14 protein-coding genes are annotated in these 16,399 nt (G+C 59.9%); 5 read left to right on the top strand and 9 right to left on the bottom strand.

Translation table 11 applies throughout. The features are described from left to right. Positions 1-3: 3 nt before the first annotated feature. From ACZ89R_RS23040 to ACZ89R_RS23050, 3 genes are all read right to left on the bottom strand, one after another. The gene (locus ACZ89R_RS23040) at positions 4-978 is read right to left on the bottom strand and encodes a 2-hydroxyacid dehydrogenase (RefSeq protein ID WP_429544482.1); all 975 of its coding nucleotides are present in this window, start codon (positions 976-978) and stop codon (positions 4-6) included. A 99-nt stretch (positions 979-1,077) separates the two neighbouring features. After that, positions 1,078-1,326, bottom strand: a complete 249-nt coding sequence (locus ACZ89R_RS23045; protein ID WP_052966667.1) for a DUF6124 family protein — start codon at positions 1,324-1,326, stop codon at positions 1,078-1,080. Positions 1,327-1,661: 335 nt separating this feature from the next. Further along, positions 1,662-2,630: a LysR family transcriptional regulator gene (locus ACZ89R_RS23050; protein WP_429544481.1), complete on the bottom strand. Its 969-nt coding sequence runs from the start codon at positions 2,628-2,630 to the stop codon at positions 1,662-1,664. 279 nt (positions 2,631-2,909) lie between these two features. Between ACZ89R_RS23050 and ACZ89R_RS23055 the strand changes: the two genes are divergently transcribed. The 4 genes from ACZ89R_RS23055 to ACZ89R_RS23070 all read left to right on the top strand — a co-directional run bounded on the left by ACZ89R_RS23055 (position 2,910) and on the right by ACZ89R_RS23070 (position 7,820). Beyond that, positions 2,910-4,409 carry an efflux transporter outer membrane subunit gene (locus tag ACZ89R_RS23055; protein ID WP_429544480.1) on the top strand — a complete coding sequence of 500 codons (1,500 nt, stop codon included), beginning with the start codon at positions 2,910-2,912 and terminating at the stop codon, positions 4,407-4,409. Positions 4,410-4,548: 139 nt separating this feature from the next. After that, entirely contained in the window at positions 4,549-6,753 is a 2,205-nt protein-coding gene (locus ACZ89R_RS23060) for an FUSC family protein (RefSeq protein WP_429544479.1), read from the top strand. Beyond that, the gene (locus tag ACZ89R_RS23065) at positions 6,743-6,943 is read left to right on the top strand and encodes a DUF1656 domain-containing protein (RefSeq protein WP_007896379.1); all 201 of its coding nucleotides are present in this window, start codon (positions 6,743-6,745) and stop codon (positions 6,941-6,943) included. The genes ACZ89R_RS23060 and ACZ89R_RS23065 overlap by 11 nt, the downstream gene beginning before the upstream one ends. A 25-nt stretch (positions 6,944-6,968) precedes the next feature. Then, positions 6,969-7,820: an efflux RND transporter periplasmic adaptor subunit gene (locus ACZ89R_RS23070; protein ID WP_429544478.1), complete on the top strand. Its 852-nt coding sequence runs from the start codon at positions 6,969-6,971 to the stop codon at positions 7,818-7,820. A gap of 94 nt (positions 7,821-7,914) precedes the next feature. Here ACZ89R_RS23070 and ACZ89R_RS23075 read toward each other — a convergent pair whose 3' ends face one another. The 3 genes from ACZ89R_RS23075 to ACZ89R_RS23085 all read right to left on the bottom strand — a co-directional run bounded on the left by ACZ89R_RS23075 (position 7,915) and on the right by ACZ89R_RS23085 (position 9,759). Continuing rightward, positions 7,915-8,310 carry a DUF4440 domain-containing protein gene (locus tag ACZ89R_RS23075; RefSeq protein ID WP_429544477.1) on the bottom strand — a complete coding sequence of 132 codons (396 nt, stop codon included), beginning with the start codon at positions 8,308-8,310 and terminating at the stop codon, positions 7,915-7,917. A 131-nt stretch (positions 8,311-8,441) separates the two neighbouring features. Beyond that, the gene (locus tag ACZ89R_RS23080) at positions 8,442-9,266 is read right to left on the bottom strand and encodes an SDR family oxidoreductase (RefSeq protein WP_429544476.1); all 825 of its coding nucleotides are present in this window, start codon (positions 9,264-9,266) and stop codon (positions 8,442-8,444) included. Positions 9,267-9,294: 28 nt separating this feature from the next. Then, positions 9,295-9,759 carry a hypothetical protein gene (locus ACZ89R_RS23085; RefSeq protein WP_008070465.1) on the bottom strand — a complete coding sequence of 155 codons (465 nt, stop codon included), beginning with the start codon at positions 9,757-9,759 and terminating at the stop codon, positions 9,295-9,297. A 152-nt stretch (positions 9,760-9,911) separates the two neighbouring features. On the opposite strand from ACZ89R_RS23085, the gene ACZ89R_RS23090 reads away from it, so the two are divergent. Beyond that, positions 9,912-12,776 (top strand): RHS repeat-associated core domain-containing protein, encoded by a 2,865-nt coding sequence (locus ACZ89R_RS23090; RefSeq protein WP_429544475.1) that lies wholly within the window; start codon positions 9,912-9,914, stop codon positions 12,774-12,776. Between the two features lie 73 nt (positions 12,777-12,849). Here the strand turns inward: ACZ89R_RS23090 and ACZ89R_RS23095 are convergent, their stop codons facing one another. The 3 genes from ACZ89R_RS23095 to ACZ89R_RS23105 all read right to left on the bottom strand — a co-directional run bounded on the left by ACZ89R_RS23095 (position 12,850) and on the right by ACZ89R_RS23105 (position 16,393). After that, positions 12,850-14,301 carry a mannose-1-phosphate guanylyltransferase/mannose-6-phosphate isomerase gene (locus tag ACZ89R_RS23095; RefSeq protein WP_123501020.1) on the bottom strand — a complete coding sequence of 484 codons (1,452 nt, stop codon included), beginning with the start codon at positions 14,299-14,301 and terminating at the stop codon, positions 12,850-12,852. Between the two features lie 247 nt (positions 14,302-14,548). Next, complete coding sequence (locus ACZ89R_RS23100) at positions 14,549-15,202, bottom strand: alginate O-acetyltransferase AlgF (protein ID WP_429544474.1); 654 nt, start codon at positions 15,200-15,202, stop codon at positions 14,549-14,551. Positions 15,203-15,217: 15 nt separating this feature from the next. Next, the gene (locus ACZ89R_RS23105) at positions 15,218-16,393 is read right to left on the bottom strand and encodes an alginate O-acetyltransferase (RefSeq protein ID WP_429544473.1); all 1,176 of its coding nucleotides are present in this window, start codon (positions 16,391-16,393) and stop codon (positions 15,218-15,220) included. Positions 16,394-16,399: the final 6 nt, after the last annotated feature.

Genomic DNA, 16,399 nt, shown 5'->3' on the forward strand with positions numbered 1-16,399 from the left:
TCGTCAGCCTTTCCACACTTGTGGGTTCACCAGATCTTGCGGCCGCTCACCCAACAAGGCACTGCGCAAATTGGCCAAGGCACGGTTGGCCATGGCTTCACGGGTTTCGTGGGTCGCCGAGCCAATGTGCGGCAAGGTCACGGCGTTTTTCAGTTGGAACAATGGCGACTCGGCCAGCGGTTCTTTCTCGTAGACGTCCAGCCCGGCACCGCGAATCCGGTTGTTTTGCAGCGCTTCGATCAGCGCCGGTTCGTCCACCACGGGGCCGCGGGCGATGTTCACCAGAATGGCGCTCGGTTTCATCAGCGCCAGTTCCCGGTGGCTGATCAGGTGTCGGGTTTTTTCGCTGAGCGGCACCACCAGGCAGACGAAATCGGCTTCGGCCAGCAGTTGGTCGAGGCTGCGCAACTGCGCGCCGAGTTCTTGTTCCAGTGCAGCCTTGCGGCTGTTGCCACTGTAGATAATCGGCATGTTGAAGCCCAGCCGTCCGCGACGGGCGATGGCCGCGCCGATGTTGCCCATGCCGACAATCCCTAAGGTTTTGCCATGCACATCGCTTCCGAACAAAGGCGCGGCGACGGTGGCTTGCCATTGGCCGGCCTTGGTCCAGGCGTCCAGCTCGGCAACGCGGCGGGCGCTGCTCATAAGCAGGGCGAAGGCCAGGTCGGCGGTGCTTTCGGTGAGGACGTCGGGGGTGTTGGTGAGCATGATCCCGCGTTCGTTGAAGTAGGCGAGGTCGTAGTTGTCGTAGCCGACCGAGACGCTGGAGACCACTTCCAGTTTGCTGGCGTTTTCCAGTTGCGCGCGACCGAGTTGGCGGCCGACGCCGATCAGGCCGTGGGCGTGGGGCAGGGCTTCATTGAATTGGGCATTGATGTCGCCGTTTTTCGGGTTCGGCACGATCACATCGAAGTCTTGTTGCAGACGTTCGATCATCGGTGGGGTGATACGGCTGAAGGCGAGGACGGTTTTTTTCATTGGAGGCGGCTCGTCGGGCTTGGAGAATGCCAAGCACGCTAACATTCTTTTTCGCTGTTGTGCGTAGGAGCTGCCTTCGGCAGCTCCTACAGGTACGGGTCAGTCTTGTGGGTCGATGTTGTCCAGGACTCGATTCACCGCCAGTTCGCCCAGCATGATGACCTGCTGGATGCCCAGCATGGTGTTGCGATGAGTGCCTTCGAGAAACCCGGCGAAGTCACTGGCCATGACGCTGGCCGAGGCGAGCGATTCGCAGGCGTAGACCAATAAGGTTTCGGTGGTGGCGTCGGGGGCAACCTGGAACAAGTGGCTGGGTATGTGAGGGGGATTTGGCGTCGGCTTGAACATAAGTGCATTACTCCATGCTGGGATTGATGGAGCTGCCACTTTTTGTTTTCCAGACAAAAGGTGGCAGCCGTGCGCGGACTGGAAAAACCGGTCAATCCCAACCACAACCCGGCAGACCCGAAGGTCTCCCGCGCACAGCCGCCATAACATTGCGAGCAGAAAAAAGCGCCGCAGTATGCCATGTGCTGAGGTAAAGATTGATCCAGGTTTTCCAGACCTGATCGCTGATGCGTCAGCGACCCCCAAAGCCTACCCATCTCCCTTCCCACACACCAACCGTCAAAACACGTGGGAAGCATCCCCGAACATTGACGATTTGTAGGACCGTCTGTAGCTCAATTCGCCACCCGAACCCCACCCAAACTCCCACTCAATTCATACGCCGTCAATTCCGCCTGATGCGCCGCCAATATCTCCGGCAACGACCCACGCAAGTACTCCACCCACGTCTTGATCTTTGCATCCAGATACTGCCGCGACGGGTAGATCGCATACAGATTCAATTCCTGTGAACGATAGTTCGGCATCACCCGCACCAACGTGCCGTTACGCAGCCCTTCAATCGCCGCGTACACCGGTAAAACACCAACCCCCATGCCGCTGGTGATTGCAGTCTTCATCGCATCAGCGGAGTTCACCAAAAACGGTGAGCTGTTGATGGTGACCATTTCCTGGCCGTCAGGGCCATCGAAGGCCCATTTCTCCAGCGGGATGACCGGGCTCACCAGGCGCAGGCAGGCGTGGTTGAGCAAATCGCTGGGTTTGTGCGCACAGCCGTTGGCTTTTACATAGGCGGGCGAGGCGCAAACGATGCTGTAGGTGATGCCCAAACGCTGGGAGACGAAGCCCGAGTCGGGCAGTTCGCTGGCGAGCACGATGGACACGTCGTAGCCCTCGTTGAGCAGATCCGGCACGCGGTTGGCCATGGTCAGGTCGAAGGTCACGTCCGGGTGGGTTTTGCGGTAGCGGGCGATGGCGTCGATTACGAAGTGCTGACCGATGCCGGTCATGGTATGCACCTTGAGTTGCCCGGCCGGGCGCGCGTGGGCGTCGCTGGCCTCGGCTTCGGCTTCTTCGACGTAGGCCAGGATCTGCTCGCAACGCAATAGATAGCGCTTGCCGGCCTCGGTCAAGGCGATGCGGCGGGTGGTGCGGTTGAGCAGGCGGGTTTGCAGGTGGGCTTCCAGGTTGGAGACCGCGCGCGAGACGTTGGCCGTGGTGGTGTCGAGTTGCACGGCGGCGGCGGTGAAGCTGCCGGCCTCGGCCACGTAACTGAAGGCGCGCATGTTTTGCAAGGTGTCCATGGGGTGCTCTCTTGGCGAATGGCAAATTGTGACACGAAGTTGCTGATTCTTTACAGGCGACTAAAGACGAGACCAAGGGATTATCGCGTTAACGGTAACAAAGATTCACAAGAATCCCGGCTTATCGCCAACAAGGCCCCCCCCTAGAATTGCGCCCACCTATGTAGGAGCTGCCGCAGGCTGCGATCTTTTGATCTTCGCTTTTAAAAGCAACATCAAAAGATCGCAGCCTGCGGCAGCTCCTACAGGGGATCTCCCTCATCTCAGGAAATCGCAGCAGTGCCGCGTCGCATCAACAGAGCGCTCAAGACGCTCAGTGTTTTGGCTTTAACCCTGGCAATCAGCGGCTGCATCGGCACCGCAGGTATTGCCCCGCAAGACAAGGCACTGGAGGCCAATGCATTGGCCACCGACGATGCCATTCAGAGCGCCGAGCAAGACGCTCATTGGCCCACCGCTCAATGGTGGCAAGCCTACGGCGACCCGCAACTGAACCGCTGGATCGACCTCGCCCTGCAAGGCAGCCCGAGCATGGCCATGGCCGCCGCGCGAGTGCGTCAGGCGCGGTCGATGGCCGGCCTTGCCGAGTCCGCCGAGTCGTTGCAGATCAATGGCCAATCCACCCTTAAGCGCCACAACTGGCCCACCGATCAGTTCTACGGCCCCGGTGAGTTGGCCAACACCACCACTTGGGACAACAACGCCGCGCTGGGTTTCAGCTATGCCCTCGACCTCTGGGGGCGCGAAAGCAACGCCACCGAACGCACCGTGGACATGGCCCACATGAGCGCCGCCGAAGCACGGCAGGCCCAGCTTGAATTGCAGAACAACATCGTGCGCGCCTACATCGAGCTCTCGTTGCATTACGCGCAACGGGACATCGTTGCGGCAACGTTGAAGCAGCAACAGCAAATCCTCGACCTGGCACAGAAACGTCTGGACGGCGGCATCGGCACCCATTTCGAAGTCAGCCAGGCCGAAACACCCTTGCCGGAAACCCATCGGCAAATCGATGCGCTGGACGAGGAAATCGCCCTAAGCCGCAACCAACTCGCCGCGCTGGCCGGTAAGGGGCCGGGGGAGGGCGCGCAGTTGCAACGGCCGACACTGTCGTTGGGGGCGGCATTGAAACTGCCGTCCTCCTTGCCGGCGCAACTGCTCGGTCAACGCCCGGACGTGGTTGCCAGTCGCTGGCAAGTGGCGGCGCAGGCGCGGGGTATTGATGTCGCCCACGCCGGTTTCTACCCCAACGTCGATCTGGTCGGCAGCCTCGGCTACATGGCCACCGGCGGTGGGGCGCTGGAGTTTTTGACCGGCAAGAAACTCAACTACAGCGTCGGCCCGGCGATTTCGTTGCCGATCTTCGACGGCGGCCGCTTGCGTGCGGAGTTGGGTGAAGCCTCGGCGGGTTATGACATCGCCGTGGCCAGGTACAACCAGACGCTGGTCAACGCGCTGAAGAACATCTCCGACCAGTTGATTCGCCGCGAGTCGATGGACAAGCAACAAGCCTTCGCCGCCGAGTCGGTGGCCACGGCGCAGAAAACCTACGACATCGCCATGATCGCGTATCAGCGCGGGCTCACCGATTACCTCAACGTGCTCAATGCGCAGACTTTGTTGTTCAAGCAGCAACAAGTGTGGCAGCAGGTTCAGGCCGCACGCTTGGGCGCCCATGCGGAATTGGTGACTGCTTTGGGCGGAGGCCTCGGCGCTGGCAACGACGTCCCGAATGCCGAAAAAACCCAGCCCCCGAAAACCCCGGTTCTTTTGCGTTGAACACAAAACCAGTGGGAGCGAGCCTGCTCGCGATAGCGGTGTGTCAGTCGACATCAATGTTGAATGTGAAATCGCCATCGCGAGCAGGCTCGCTCCCACAGGTGCCGCGACCTGACTGAATTTCATTGAGCAAAATTCCATGACTCCCTTGCCCGCACCTTTGCGCTGGCTGTATTCCCTTGAATGGCGCCGGGGTTTCTTCGACTGGGCACGCAGCGACGGCGTGACCTGGGTGTACATTTTCAAGGTGCTGTTCGCGGCGTTCCTGACCCTGTGGCTGGCCATGCGCCTTGAGTTGCCACAACCGCGCACCGCGATGATCACCGTGTTCATCGTCATGCAACCGCAAAGCGGCCAGGTATTCGCCAAGAGTTTCTATCGCTTCCTCGGCACGTTGGCCGGGTCGGCGGTGATGGTCGCGTTGATTGCCCTGTTTGCGCAGAACACCGAGCTGTTCCTCGGCTCGCTGGCGATCTGGGTCGGCCTCTGCTCGGCCGGCGCGGCGCGTTATCGCAACTTCCGCGCCTACGGATTTGTGCTCGCCGGTTATACGGCGGCGATGATCGGGCTGCCTGCACTGGCTCACCCCGATGGCGCGTTCATGGCGGCAGTCTGGCGTGTGCTGGAAATCTCTCTGGGGATTCTCTGCTCGACGCTGGTGAGCGCCGCGATCCTGCCGCAAACCGCCAGCGCCGCGATGCGCAATGCCTTGTATCAGCGCTTCGGCGTGTTTGCCTTGTTCGTCACCGATGGCTTGCGCGGTCGCAGCCGGCGCGAGGCATTTGAAGCGAACAACGTGCGGTTTATTGCCGAGGCGGTAGGTCTGGAAGGGCTGCGCAGCGTCACGGTGTTCGAAGACCCGCACATGCGTCGGCGCAACGGGCGGCTCAGTCGTTTGAACAGCGAGTTCATGGGCATAACCACGCGCTTCAATGCGCTGCATCAGTTGCTCGAACGCCTGCGCAACAGTGGCACCGATCATGTTGTCGCGGCGATCAAACCGGGTTTGCAGGATCTGGCTGAAGTGCTCGACGGCTTCAGCGGTCGGGCCTTGACCAGTCCCGACGCTGCACGCCTGGCCAGCGCTTTGGCGACCTATAAGGAAAACTTGCCGGCGCGGGTCCGCAGCCTGCGGGTGACCTTTCAGGAGAGTGATCCGAGCGACGCCGAGCAGCTGGATTTTCACACCGCCTATGAGCTGCTTTATCGCTATGTCGACGACCTGCACAGTTATGCACAGACCCACGCATCGCTGGCCGATCACAGCCACGAACGGGAACGTTGGGACGAGCCCTTCACCCCGCAAACCAATTGGCTGGCCTCGGCGGCATCGGGCATTCGCGCAGCATTCATTCTCGTGGTGCTCGGCAGTTATTGGGTGGCCACGGCGTGGCCGAGCGGGGCGACCATGACCCTGATCGCCGCCGCCACCGTCGGCCTTTCAGCGGCGACGCCGAACCCCAAACGCATGGCGTTTCAGATGGCCTGCGGGACGTTGCTCGGGGCGCTGATCGGCTTCGTCGAGATGTTCTTCATCTTCCCCTTGATCGACGGTTTTCCGTTGCTCTGCGTGATGCTCGCGCCGGTGATCGTGATCGGGGCGTTCCTGACTTCACGGCCGCAATACGCCGGGGTTGGCCTGGGGTTGCTGATCTTCTTCAGCACTGGTTCGGTGCCGGACAACCTCACGGTTTACAACCCTTACGCCTTCATCAACGATTACATCGCCATGATCATGGGTATGTTGGTGTGCGCGGCGGCCGGGGCGATCATTTTGCCGCCCAACAGTCGCTGGTTATGGCGGCGCCTGGAGCAGGATTTGCGCGAGCAAGTGGTGTACGCCATCAGTGGCAAACTCAAAGGTTTGGCGTCGAGTTTCGAAAGTCGTACCCGCGATCTTTTGCATCAGGCCTATGGCCTCGCAGCGGGACAGCCGCAGGTGCAACGGGACTTATTGCGCTGGATGTTCGTGGTGCTGGAAGTCGGCCACGCGATCATCGAGTTGCGCAAGGAACAGGCGATTCTGCCGGTGCACCCGGCCTATGCCGAATCCCAACCGTGGCGCCAGTCAATCCGGGCAATGGGGCGTTCGCTGGTGCGACTGTTTCTGCAACCCGGCCAGAGCAATCTGGAGCGTGCCCTGGTCGCGGTCGACCACGCGATCAGCCGCGTGCAGGCCACCGATGAGCCCTTCGCGCCGCACTTCGATACCTCGGCGTTGCGTCGGGTGAAGAGCTACCTGCACTTCATCCGCACCTCGCTGCTTGACCCGCAATCGCCACTGGCCGGCTACATAAAAGCCAGTGCCATCACCAAGCCCCAAGGACTTGAACATGCCTCGTGAAATCGCCTTCCACGGCGTGTACATGCCGACCATGACCTTGATGTTTTTCATTGCCGCGGCGCTGGCCTGGGCGCTGGATCGGTTCCTGTCCGGGTTCGATCTGTACCGCTTCTTCTGGCACCCGGCGCTATTGCGCCTGAGTCTGTTTACTTGTCTGTTCGGCGCTCTTGCGCTGACTGTTTACCGTTGACTTTCTATCACTGAAGAAGGCCCTGATGAAAAAGCTTTTCAGCCTGCTCGCGACCCTGCTGGTGTTGGCCCTTGCCCTATGGATCGGCCGGACCTTGTGGGTGCATTACATGAACACGCCCTGGACCCGCGACGGCCGGGTGCGCGCCGACATCATCAACGTTGCCGCCGACGTTACCGGTGAAGTGGTGGACGTGCCGGTGCGCGACAACCAGTTGGTGAAAAAGGGCGATTTGCTGATGCGCATCGACCCCGAGCATTACCGCATCGCGGTGAAACAGGCGCAGTCGCTGGTGGCCTCGCGCAAAGCCACGTGGGAGATGCGCAAGGTCAACGCCCATCGCCGCGCCGACCTCGACAACCTGGTGATCTCCAGGGAAAACCGCGACGACGCCACCAACATCGCCGATTCGGCCCTGGCCGATTACCAGCACGCCCAGGCACAGCTGGAAGCTGCGGAACTGAACCTCAAACGCACCGAAGTGCGCGCGGCGGTGGACGGCTATGTGACCAATCTCAACGTCCATCGCGGCGACTACGCACGTATCGGCGAAGCGAAAATGGCCGTGGTCGATATGAACTCGTTCTGGGTTTATGGCTTCTTCGAAGAAACCAAACTGCCCCGCGTGCGCGTGGGCGATAAAGCCGATATGCAATTGATGAGCGGCGAAGTGCTCAAGGGACATGTGGAAAGCATTTCTCGCGGCATCTATGACCGGGATAATCCCGAAAGCCGCGAGCTGATCGCCGATGTGAACCCGACCTTTAACTGGGTGCGCCTGGCGCAGCGGGTGCCGGTGCGGATTCACATTGATGAAGTGCCGGAGGGCGTGCTGTTGGCGGCGGGGATTACTTGTACCGTTGTGGTCAAGCAGTAACGGCAAGATCAAAAGATCGCAGCCTTCGGCAGCTCCTACAGTGAATGTGGTCCCCCTGTAGGAGCTGCCGAAGGCTGCGATCTTTTGGGGTTATTCAATTGCAAAACGTCTCATGCAAATGCCGCCAAACCACCTTGCCATCGGCCTGTTTCTCAAACACCACCGAAGACCGCCGATCAGAATGCAACCCCGTCGCATCGGTCTGCTGCTCGCGGTAACTCACCACTGCGCCACCGTCGTACAGCGCAACACCGCGCAACTCGCTGAGCTCAATCCTGAACCCGAGCTTCTTCCCGCCCGCCAGCAGAAACAATTCATTCAACGCCTCGAAATCCAGCACCCGGCCCAACGGCGAGATCATGGAAAACCGGGGTGAAAAACGCATGAGCAATTGTTCAAGCTCGGATTCGTCCCGCTCCTCGGCCAACCATTGTTCAATGGCTATGTGAGCCTGGATCACTTCGTCAAAGTATTCGGTGTAGTCGGTCATGCTGTTTCCTGAAATTTTGCAGCGTCTGTCCTGACGTCTTCGCGGGCAAGCCCGCTCCTACAGGTGACCCATTTTGATATGGCGCTCATCCTGTAGGAGCGAGGCTTGCCCGCGAACGCGTCAACCCGGTTTCAAAGCTGCCCGCGCAACCCGAACCGCTTCATCAACCCCGACTCCAGCAACCCCTTGGGCAACAACCCCGCCATCAACGGCAACGCGCGGCTGCCATTACCCAAACGCACCAGACGCGGCGGTTTATTCTGCTGCACGGCCTTCAATAAACCGGCGGCAAATTCACTGGCCGGCGTCGGTTTGTCCTGAGACGCCTTGGCCCGCGCGCGAATACCTTCACGCAGCGGCCACCAGGGTGATTGCTCGGTGATCAGTTGCTCAGCCTCTTGGCCGGCATTCTTGGCGAAGCTGGAGGCGATAGCCCCTGGCTGAACTTCCATGACCCGCACACCGAACGGTGCCAATTCCATGCGCAGCGCATCGCTCAGGGCATGCACCGCGGCTTTCGAGGCGCAGTAGGCGCCGGCAAATGGTGTGACCAGAACTCCGGAAACGCTGCCGATGTTCACCACCAGGCCCCTGGCCCGGCGCAGCACCGGAAACATCGCGCGAGTGACGCCGACGATGGCAAACACGTTGGTTTCGAATTGCCGCTGCATGGCCGGCACACCGCCGTCGAGCAGCGGCCCCATGGCGCCATAGCCGGCGTTGTTGATCAGCACATCGAGGCCGCCAAGTTGCTGATTGATCCGCTCGCTCAGCTGCTCGAGCGCCGGGCCATCGTTCACGTCCAGTTGCACGGCAGTGAACCCGGCGGCGGTTAGAGCGGCTACGTCTTCGGCTTTGCGGGCGCTGGCCCAGACGTCGTACCCGGCACTTTTGAAAGCGTCGGCGAGGGCGCGGCCAATGCCGCTGGAACAACCGGTAATCAACGCAACGGGCATGGCGCGGTCCTTGTGCAAAAGAAAGGGATCAGTCGGAGAAGCTACCCTGCAAACGCTCGGCGCGAAACTCCAGGGTTTGCGGGCGATAACCGGGGCGAAGGGGCGGCATAGGCAAGCAGTCTTCCCAATTGCCGCCGGCCTGCAATTCGCCGGGGCCGCGATAGCGCGGTGCGGCGTATTGATTGTCAGCCAGATTGACCGTATCGCCCGGTGCATAAGCGGCGATTCGCCAGCGCAGTTCGGTCAGCGGTACGTCGTTGCCGTTGTTCATTGTCAGCTTCAAGGGGCGATCCGCCGGGCAGTGCTCGGGCGCGTAGGTGATGCGCAGCTCCAGGCGCGCCAGTTGCTTGACCTCGCGGGTGTCCAGCCAGAACACCCACACCGCCACCAGACCCAACCCGACAGCGGCGGCCATGGACACCGGCACGGCCTTGGACGGGTAGCGCAGCAGCAGGATCAGCCAGGTGATGACCAGCAGGACGCCGATGAACATGTGTGAACGCTCCTTGAACTCATAAACACCATCCTACCGAAGGGGCGCGGGAATGGACATTCGTGGAGCAAGATCGGTGGCCGTTGGTCGGTACTCTCATTTCTGATAGTAGCCAGGCATGGCCACGAACAGTTAGATGAGGACATACAGACATGCAGGTCTTGACGATGGGAATGCACCACAAAACACCAAAATTGTCCGTCGTCGACCCGCGCGGCTTGACCATCCGTTCGGTGGACTATTGGCGTTCCGTCGAAAACCTGCCCACTGAAGCACGCATCAATCGCACGGCCCATGATGCTGCGGGCCACCCGATAAAACAGTGGGATCCGCGGCTTTGGGCATTGCAGGTTGAAGATCCTCTGACTCCCGCCAATTCAACGACCGTGCATTCGCTGTCTGGCCATGCGCTGTGTACCGTCAGCGTCGATGCTGGATTGCAACTGAGCCTGCCCGGTCTGGGCGACGAGATTTTGCTGGCATGGGACAGCCGAGGTACACGACGTGAGGTTGAATACGACGACCTGCTTCGTCCTGTGACAGTGTTCGAGCAGGGCGCAACTGAGGCGCGAAGGTCCGCTGAACGCATGACCTATGGCGGTCCCGATCAGGGCGACCAGAATCAATGCGGGCAGTTGATCCGTCATGACGATCCCGCCGGGACGGTGCTGTTCGAGGCATTTTCGATCACCGGCCAATGCGTGAGGCAAGTCCGTCGCTTCACCCTGGACCCTGTTGCCCCCGACTGGCCGGAGCTGGAAGTCGATCGCGAGCGGCTGCTTGAGCCTGGTGAAGGTGCGTCGTCGATGTGGCGTTTCGGTCCACAGGGTCATGTGCTGGAACAGACCGATGCCAAGGAGAATCGTCAGGCCTTCCACCTGACGCTTGATGGACAGTTGCGTGAGGCGCGACTGCAACTCCATGGACTGACAACCTGGCAAACGCTGGTGCGCGATATTCGGTATAGCGCGCAGGGCCAGGTCGAACACGAAACCGCTGGTAACAACGTACAGACGACCCTCGTTTACTGCCCCGAAGACGGTCTGCTGATGGAGCGCCGGGCACAGGATGCCAGTGTCGGACTGTTGCAAAACCTGATCTACGATTATGACCGGATGGGCAATGTCCTGAGCATCGAGGACAGGGCACTGTCGGTGCGTTACTTCAACAATCAGCGCATCGATCCCATCAGTCGCTTTATCTACGACAGCCTGTATCAATTGATCGAAGCCTACGGCTGGGAGGAGGGCACTCTCCAGCAGGGGCCGGCGTCGGTGGGACGGGTCGATCCGGCGGCGGTCAGCAACTATCACCAGACCTACCGCTATGACGAGGGCGGGAACCTGCTGACGCTGACGCACGTCGGCGCGCAGAGTCCGGGGCGCGAACTGAAAGCGGCGCGCTACAGCAATCGTTGTCTGCCCTGGCGCAACGGCGTGCCGCCGACCGAAGAGGATATCGCCGCGGCGTTCGACGCCAAGGGCAATTTGCTGGAGCTGGATCAGGGGCGGATCCTGAATTGGGATCTGCGTAATCAGTTGCAGTCGGTCAGCCCGGTGGAGCGCGTCTCCGGGCTCAATGACAGGGAGTCCTATGTCTACGATGGCGGTGGGCAGCGGGTACGCAAAATCCGCTCATTGCAGACCAATGCCCGGACCGTGGTGGCTGAAGTGCGTTATCTGCCGGGGCTTGAGATGCGCAGCGATAACGGCACGGGAGAAGTATTGCAGGTCATCACCGCCCAAGCGGGACTCAATAGCGTGCGAGTGCTGCATTGGGAAACAGCGCCACCGTCCGGTATCGCCAACGATCAATACCGCTACAGCCTGGTCGATCACCTGAAATCCTGCACGCTGGAACTGGCCGACGACGCGCGAATTATCAGTCAGGAAACTTACTATCCCTTTGGCGAAACGGCTTGGTTTGCCGGGGCGGGCGTCGTTGAAGCGAGTTACAAAACGATTCGTTATTCGGGCAAGGAGCGGGATGCGACGGGGCTTTATTACTATGGATTTCGGTATTACATGCCGTGGTTGCAGCGTTGGGCTAATCCGGATCCGTCGGGAGAGGTCGATGGTTTGAATCGGTACTGGATGGTCAGGAACAATCCCGTCAATTACATCGATGACGATGGGGCGGTCACACGCAAACAGTTGCCCAATGGGTTGTGGGCGCCGGTAATTGCCAGTGGGGCACAACGTGATATCCCTGGCGCCAAACCGGTCGATGCCGGCAGGCGCCTGGATATGCTGCCGCTCCAATCAACACCGACCAACATAAATAAGGCGTTGGCGGTGCCGGAATTTGGGCGTAGTCATATCAATACGGACTTGTTGAACCCGATGAAACTGCCGTATTCGAAGGAGGTCAGTTCGGCGCTGGCCAATACCAAGGGCGGAGCCAGTTTTATATTTTCAATGCTCAAGATGACGTTTAGCGGGACGGTCACAGGGGAGTTCAATGCGCTCAAAATTGTCGATATCGCCGCCAATGAAATACCCGATCAAGCGAGTGCGGTCAGTGGGTACTGGGCTCCTCAAGGTGGCTATGTCGATGTGCCGCTCAACCCCACCGGCACAGATCCCGAGTTTGTATTCACCCCCGGCTTCAGTGGCTGCTCACTGACGGTCGATCAACTCAATGACAATGTGTTGCGGGTCAGGCACGTGGAAGGCGGAAAAGAAGAGGCCCAATACAACAAGTTACCCGCTGTGGAGCATGGTTTGGGGCTCAGCGCTTCCATGGAATTTATAGACTACGGATTTGACGCCGACGGAAACAAAAAAGTCGAATCACAACTGACCGGGTTTGCGTTTATGAAATACGACCGAAAAAGCCAAGTCTGGAATATTCATTACCAGAGTGTTCAGGGAGCAAGCGGTATCGCCAAATATTCTACGGCCAAACGAGGACTGTTCGGAGGGACAAAATCCTCTGTGAATGTGTTTGAGCGTTCCAGAGTCAGGAAGACAATGGCCAAGCAAGTAGTCACGGCGGCCAGGGGCGGCCAGAAATAAAAAAGCCCCCGCCCAACCCACTGCGGATAGGGAACGCAGCGGGCTGGACGAGGGCTTCTTGTATTACTGAGCGTTACTGCGCGATGGTTTTCACCGACACGCCACGCTCGATCGGGTTGGAGCGACCGTAGATATCTTCAAACCGCTCGATATCGTCTTCACCCAGGTAGCTGCCCGATTGCACTTCGATGATCTCGAGTGGGATCTTGCCCGGGTTGCGCAGACGGTGAACCGAGGCGATCGGGATGTAGGTCGACTGGTTTTCAGTCAGCAGGAACACGTTTTCGTCGCAGGTCACTTCGGCAGTGCCGCTGACCACGATCCAGTGTTCGGCGCGGTGGTGGTGCATCTGCAGCGACAGGCATGCGCCCGGCTTGACCGAGATGCGCTTGACCTGGAAGCGGCCGCCCATGTCCACCGAGTCGTAGGAGCCCCACGGACGATAGACTTCGCAGTGGGTCTGGGTTTCGCTGCGGCCCTGCGCGTTGAGGGTGTTGACCATCTGTTTCACGCCTTGGACCTTGTCCTTGTGGGCGATCATCATGGCGTCCTTGGTTTCGACGACCACGATGTTTTCCAGGCCGATCACCGACACCAGTTTGCCGTTGCCGTGGATCATGCAGTTCTTGCTGTCCTGGATGACCACGTCGCCTTTGGTGACGTTACCGTTGGCGTCTTTTTCATTGACTTCCCACAGCGACGACCAGCAACCGACGTCGCTCCAGCCGGCGGTCAGTGGCACGACGCAGGCGCGCTGGGTTTTCTCCATCACCGAGTAGTCGATGGAATTGTCCGGGCAGCAGGCGAAGGTGGCGGGGTCGATGTCGACGGTGTCGGCATCCTGTGCGCTACGTTCCAGCGTCAGTACGCAGGTGTCGTAGATGTCCGGATCATGCTTTTTCAGTTCTTCGAGGAAACGGCTGGCGCGGAACAGGAACATGCCGCTGTTCCAGAAGTAACCACCGGACTGAACGAATTCGGTGGCGCGTTTCACGTCCGGTTTTTCGACGAAGTGCGAGACACGACTGACGCCTTCCGGCAGCAGCGCATCGTTGGTGGACTTGATGTAGCCGTAACCGGTTTCCGGTTTGGTCGCCGGCACGCCGAACAGCACCATCTCGCCACGCTCGGCTGCCACAGTGGCCAGGGCCAGGGCGCGTTGCAGGGCTTTCTGGTCTTCCAGCACGTGGTCGGCCGGCAGCACCAGCATCAACTCGTCGCGACCTTCATTGACCAGCATCATCGCGGTCAGGGCCACGGCCGGCGCGGTGTTGCGACCGAACGGTTCCATCAGGATGCGCTGGGTGTCCAGGTTGCGGGCACTCAGTTGCTCGTTGACGATGAAGCGGTGATCTTTGTTGCAGACCACGATCGGGGTATCCATGCCTTCGAACACCAGGCGTTCCAGGGTTTGCTGGAACAGCGTGTGTTCGCCGGTCAGGGCGAGGAATTGCTTGGGGAATTGCTTGCGCGAAAGCGGCCAAAGACGTGAGCCGCTACCACCTGACAAGATCACCGGAATCATGTTGTTACTCCTTCAAAATCGATTGGGTTAGAGCCACGAAAGTTCTGTCGTTTCACTCTTGTTCTTGTTCCGTGTCCAAAGGCTGGTCAGATCCCCCCGTAGGAGCTGCCGAAGGCTGCGATCTTTTGATCTTTGGCGTTCTCAAGATCGATAAAAGATCAAAAGATCGCAGCCTTCGGCAGCTCCTACGGGGACCGTGTTTTAACCACCACGGTCCCCTAGGGGCTTCAGCCTTTCGAAAAACTAATCAGCGCGTCGAAACCGGGCGCTTGACCCACACTGGCGACAGGCTGCTGCCGCTGCCGGTGACGTACAGCACCGCGGCTTCGCCTCGTTCCAGGGCAACCGGTTTCACGTCGCCGACTTTGGTGGCGCCGTCGTACAGGGCCAGGCTGACTTTCACCGGGTTGATTTCACGCTCGCCACGACCCTTGGCTGCGACAGACGGGACCACTTCGGTCTTGCCGTCGGCGGTTTTCAGGGTCAGGGCCTTGTCGCTGAGGTTCTGTACGCGAACCAGGGATTTCTGCTTGTTCTTGAACGGCGGCTCTTCGATCAGTTGTGGTGCGCCGCTGGCGTTGTTGACCAGGGTGTAATAGTGGTCGCCGGCCAGTTTCACCGGCAGGGTCTGGCTGCCGATCTTGGCGCTGTAATCGCCGCCCGGCATGAAGCTGAAGTCGGTGCTGGACAGCGGCGCGACTTCGCTCAGGTTGGTGCTGCCAACGGTGGCGCTGACTTCAGCGTTAGCGGCGTTGAAGACACGCACGAAGCTGGAGCCTTTCGGTGCGGTCGGGCCATAGAGCGCACCGTCACCGGCGAAGGCCTGCATCGACAGCACGCTCATGCCGGCGACGAGAGCAAAGGTCTTGGCGAGACGGCGAGGAGTAGTAGTGAAAGTCATGGAAGTACCTCTCTTTCAGTTTTGCGCCCGGTCGGGCGTCTCGGATTTAGTGTTTGCAGCTACGTTTTGTTGGCGAGCGCCGGCTTGTTTAAGCTCTGCGACCCACTGCGGGTCGGCGTCACCGATTTCGTTGTTCACAGGCAGATATCGTTCAGGGAACTCCCAGATCAGCACTTGTGGCGGGCTGTTCTTGAAGGCATCGCTTTTCAGGTAGCTGAGCATCGGCAGAATCGGGCCATGGCCGTCTTCGGCGTAATTGACCACGTCGCTGTGCAACGCTTCTTTCAGCGCACCGACGAAGTTCCAGTTCGGGTTGGCGCTGTAGCTGGTGCCAATCAGGGCCACCGGCACTTCAGTGTTGGCGAACAGGGCGTCATCACCGGCAGGCTGATCCTGGGCCGCCACGGTGTTGCGCTTCTGCAAAGGCTCCTGCGCCGGCATCAGGTTTTCGAACAGAGGGTCCAGCGGCAGGAACAAACGCAGGTCGCCCTTGTGCGTTACCTTCTCCGCAGGTTCGGTGACGAAGTTTTGCGGTTCGCCGCTGAGCGGAGCCTTGTCGGCGATGGTTTTGGCCAGAGTCTGGGCAGCGACTTGCGCGCCTTCCGGGGTCCAGTGGGTGTCGGTGCGCAGGAACACTTGCTGACCGTCTTGCTTGGCCTTTTGCATCGGGCCGAGCAGGTCGGGGGCGAGGATCTTGTCGGTTGCCACACGAGCGTGGAAGTCCTTGTACAGATTGGCGTGGATACTCGCCGGCTTCACTTCACCCAGGTGTTCCGGGTACAGGCGAGTTTTGGCCGGGACAATCGCCATCACCAATTGCACACCTTGTTTTTTCAAGGTCTGGCGCACGCCTTCGACCAGCGCGTAGTTGCCCTGCAGGTTCAACTCTTCGTTGACGATCGGGTGGAACTCTTCATCGCTGTAGAGCCACTGATCGCGACCGAGCACCACGCCCGGACGCCCTTCATTGAACAGTTTGAAATCCAGCGCGGCCCAAAGGTTGGTGCCCAGGCGCTTGATCGGGAACTCGTCGTCGTAGTGCGTTTCGACGGCTTTGCTCCAGCGACCGTTGAGCACGGTCGCATCGGCGTTGGTACTGAAGCCGAAGAAGCTGCGTACCGACCACACGCCCAGGACCAGCAAGGTCACCAGGAACAGGGCGATGTAGAAGATGCGTAATGAGCGGGTCATAGTCAG

It is taken from the genome of Pseudomonas sp. TE3728 (genome assembly GCF_056279145.1).

Excerpts from the sequence above, each read along its gene's own strand:
- ACZ89R_RS23040 (WP_429544482.1), bottom strand. The coding sequence starts at position 978 with ATGAAAAAAACCGTCCTCGCCTTCAGCCGTATCACCCCACCGATGATC.
- ACZ89R_RS23045 (WP_052966667.1), bottom strand. The coding sequence starts at position 1,326 with ATGTTCAAGCCGACGCCAAATCCCCCTCACATACCCAGCCACTTGTTC.
- ACZ89R_RS23050 (WP_429544481.1), bottom strand. The coding sequence starts at position 2,630 with ATGGACACCTTGCAAAACATGCGCGCCTTCAGTTACGTGGCCGAGGCC.
- ACZ89R_RS23060 (WP_429544479.1), top strand. The coding sequence starts at position 4,549 with ATGACTCCCTTGCCCGCACCTTTGCGCTGGCTGTATTCCCTTGAATGG.
- ACZ89R_RS23065 (WP_007896379.1), top strand. The coding sequence starts at position 6,743 with ATGCCTCGTGAAATCGCCTTCCACGGCGTGTACATGCCGACCATGACC.
- ACZ89R_RS23070 (WP_429544478.1), top strand. The coding sequence starts at position 6,969 with ATGAAAAAGCTTTTCAGCCTGCTCGCGACCCTGCTGGTGTTGGCCCTT.
- ACZ89R_RS23075 (WP_429544477.1), bottom strand. The coding sequence starts at position 8,310 with ATGACCGACTACACCGAATACTTTGACGAAGTGATCCAGGCTCACATA.
- ACZ89R_RS23080 (WP_429544476.1), bottom strand. The coding sequence starts at position 9,266 with ATGCCCGTTGCGTTGATTACCGGTTGTTCCAGCGGCATTGGCCGCGCC.
- ACZ89R_RS23085 (WP_008070465.1), bottom strand. The coding sequence starts at position 9,759 with ATGTTCATCGGCGTCCTGCTGGTCATCACCTGGCTGATCCTGCTGCTG.
- ACZ89R_RS23090 (WP_429544475.1), top strand. The coding sequence starts at position 9,912 with ATGCAGGTCTTGACGATGGGAATGCACCACAAAACACCAAAATTGTCC.
- ACZ89R_RS23095 (WP_123501020.1), bottom strand. The coding sequence starts at position 14,301 with ATGATTCCGGTGATCTTGTCAGGTGGTAGCGGCTCACGTCTTTGGCCG.
- ACZ89R_RS23100 (WP_429544474.1), bottom strand. The coding sequence starts at position 15,202 with ATGACTTTCACTACTACTCCTCGCCGTCTCGCCAAGACCTTTGCTCTC.
- ACZ89R_RS23105 (WP_429544473.1), bottom strand. The coding sequence starts at position 16,393 with ATGACCCGCTCATTACGCATCTTCTACATCGCCCTGTTCCTGGTGACC.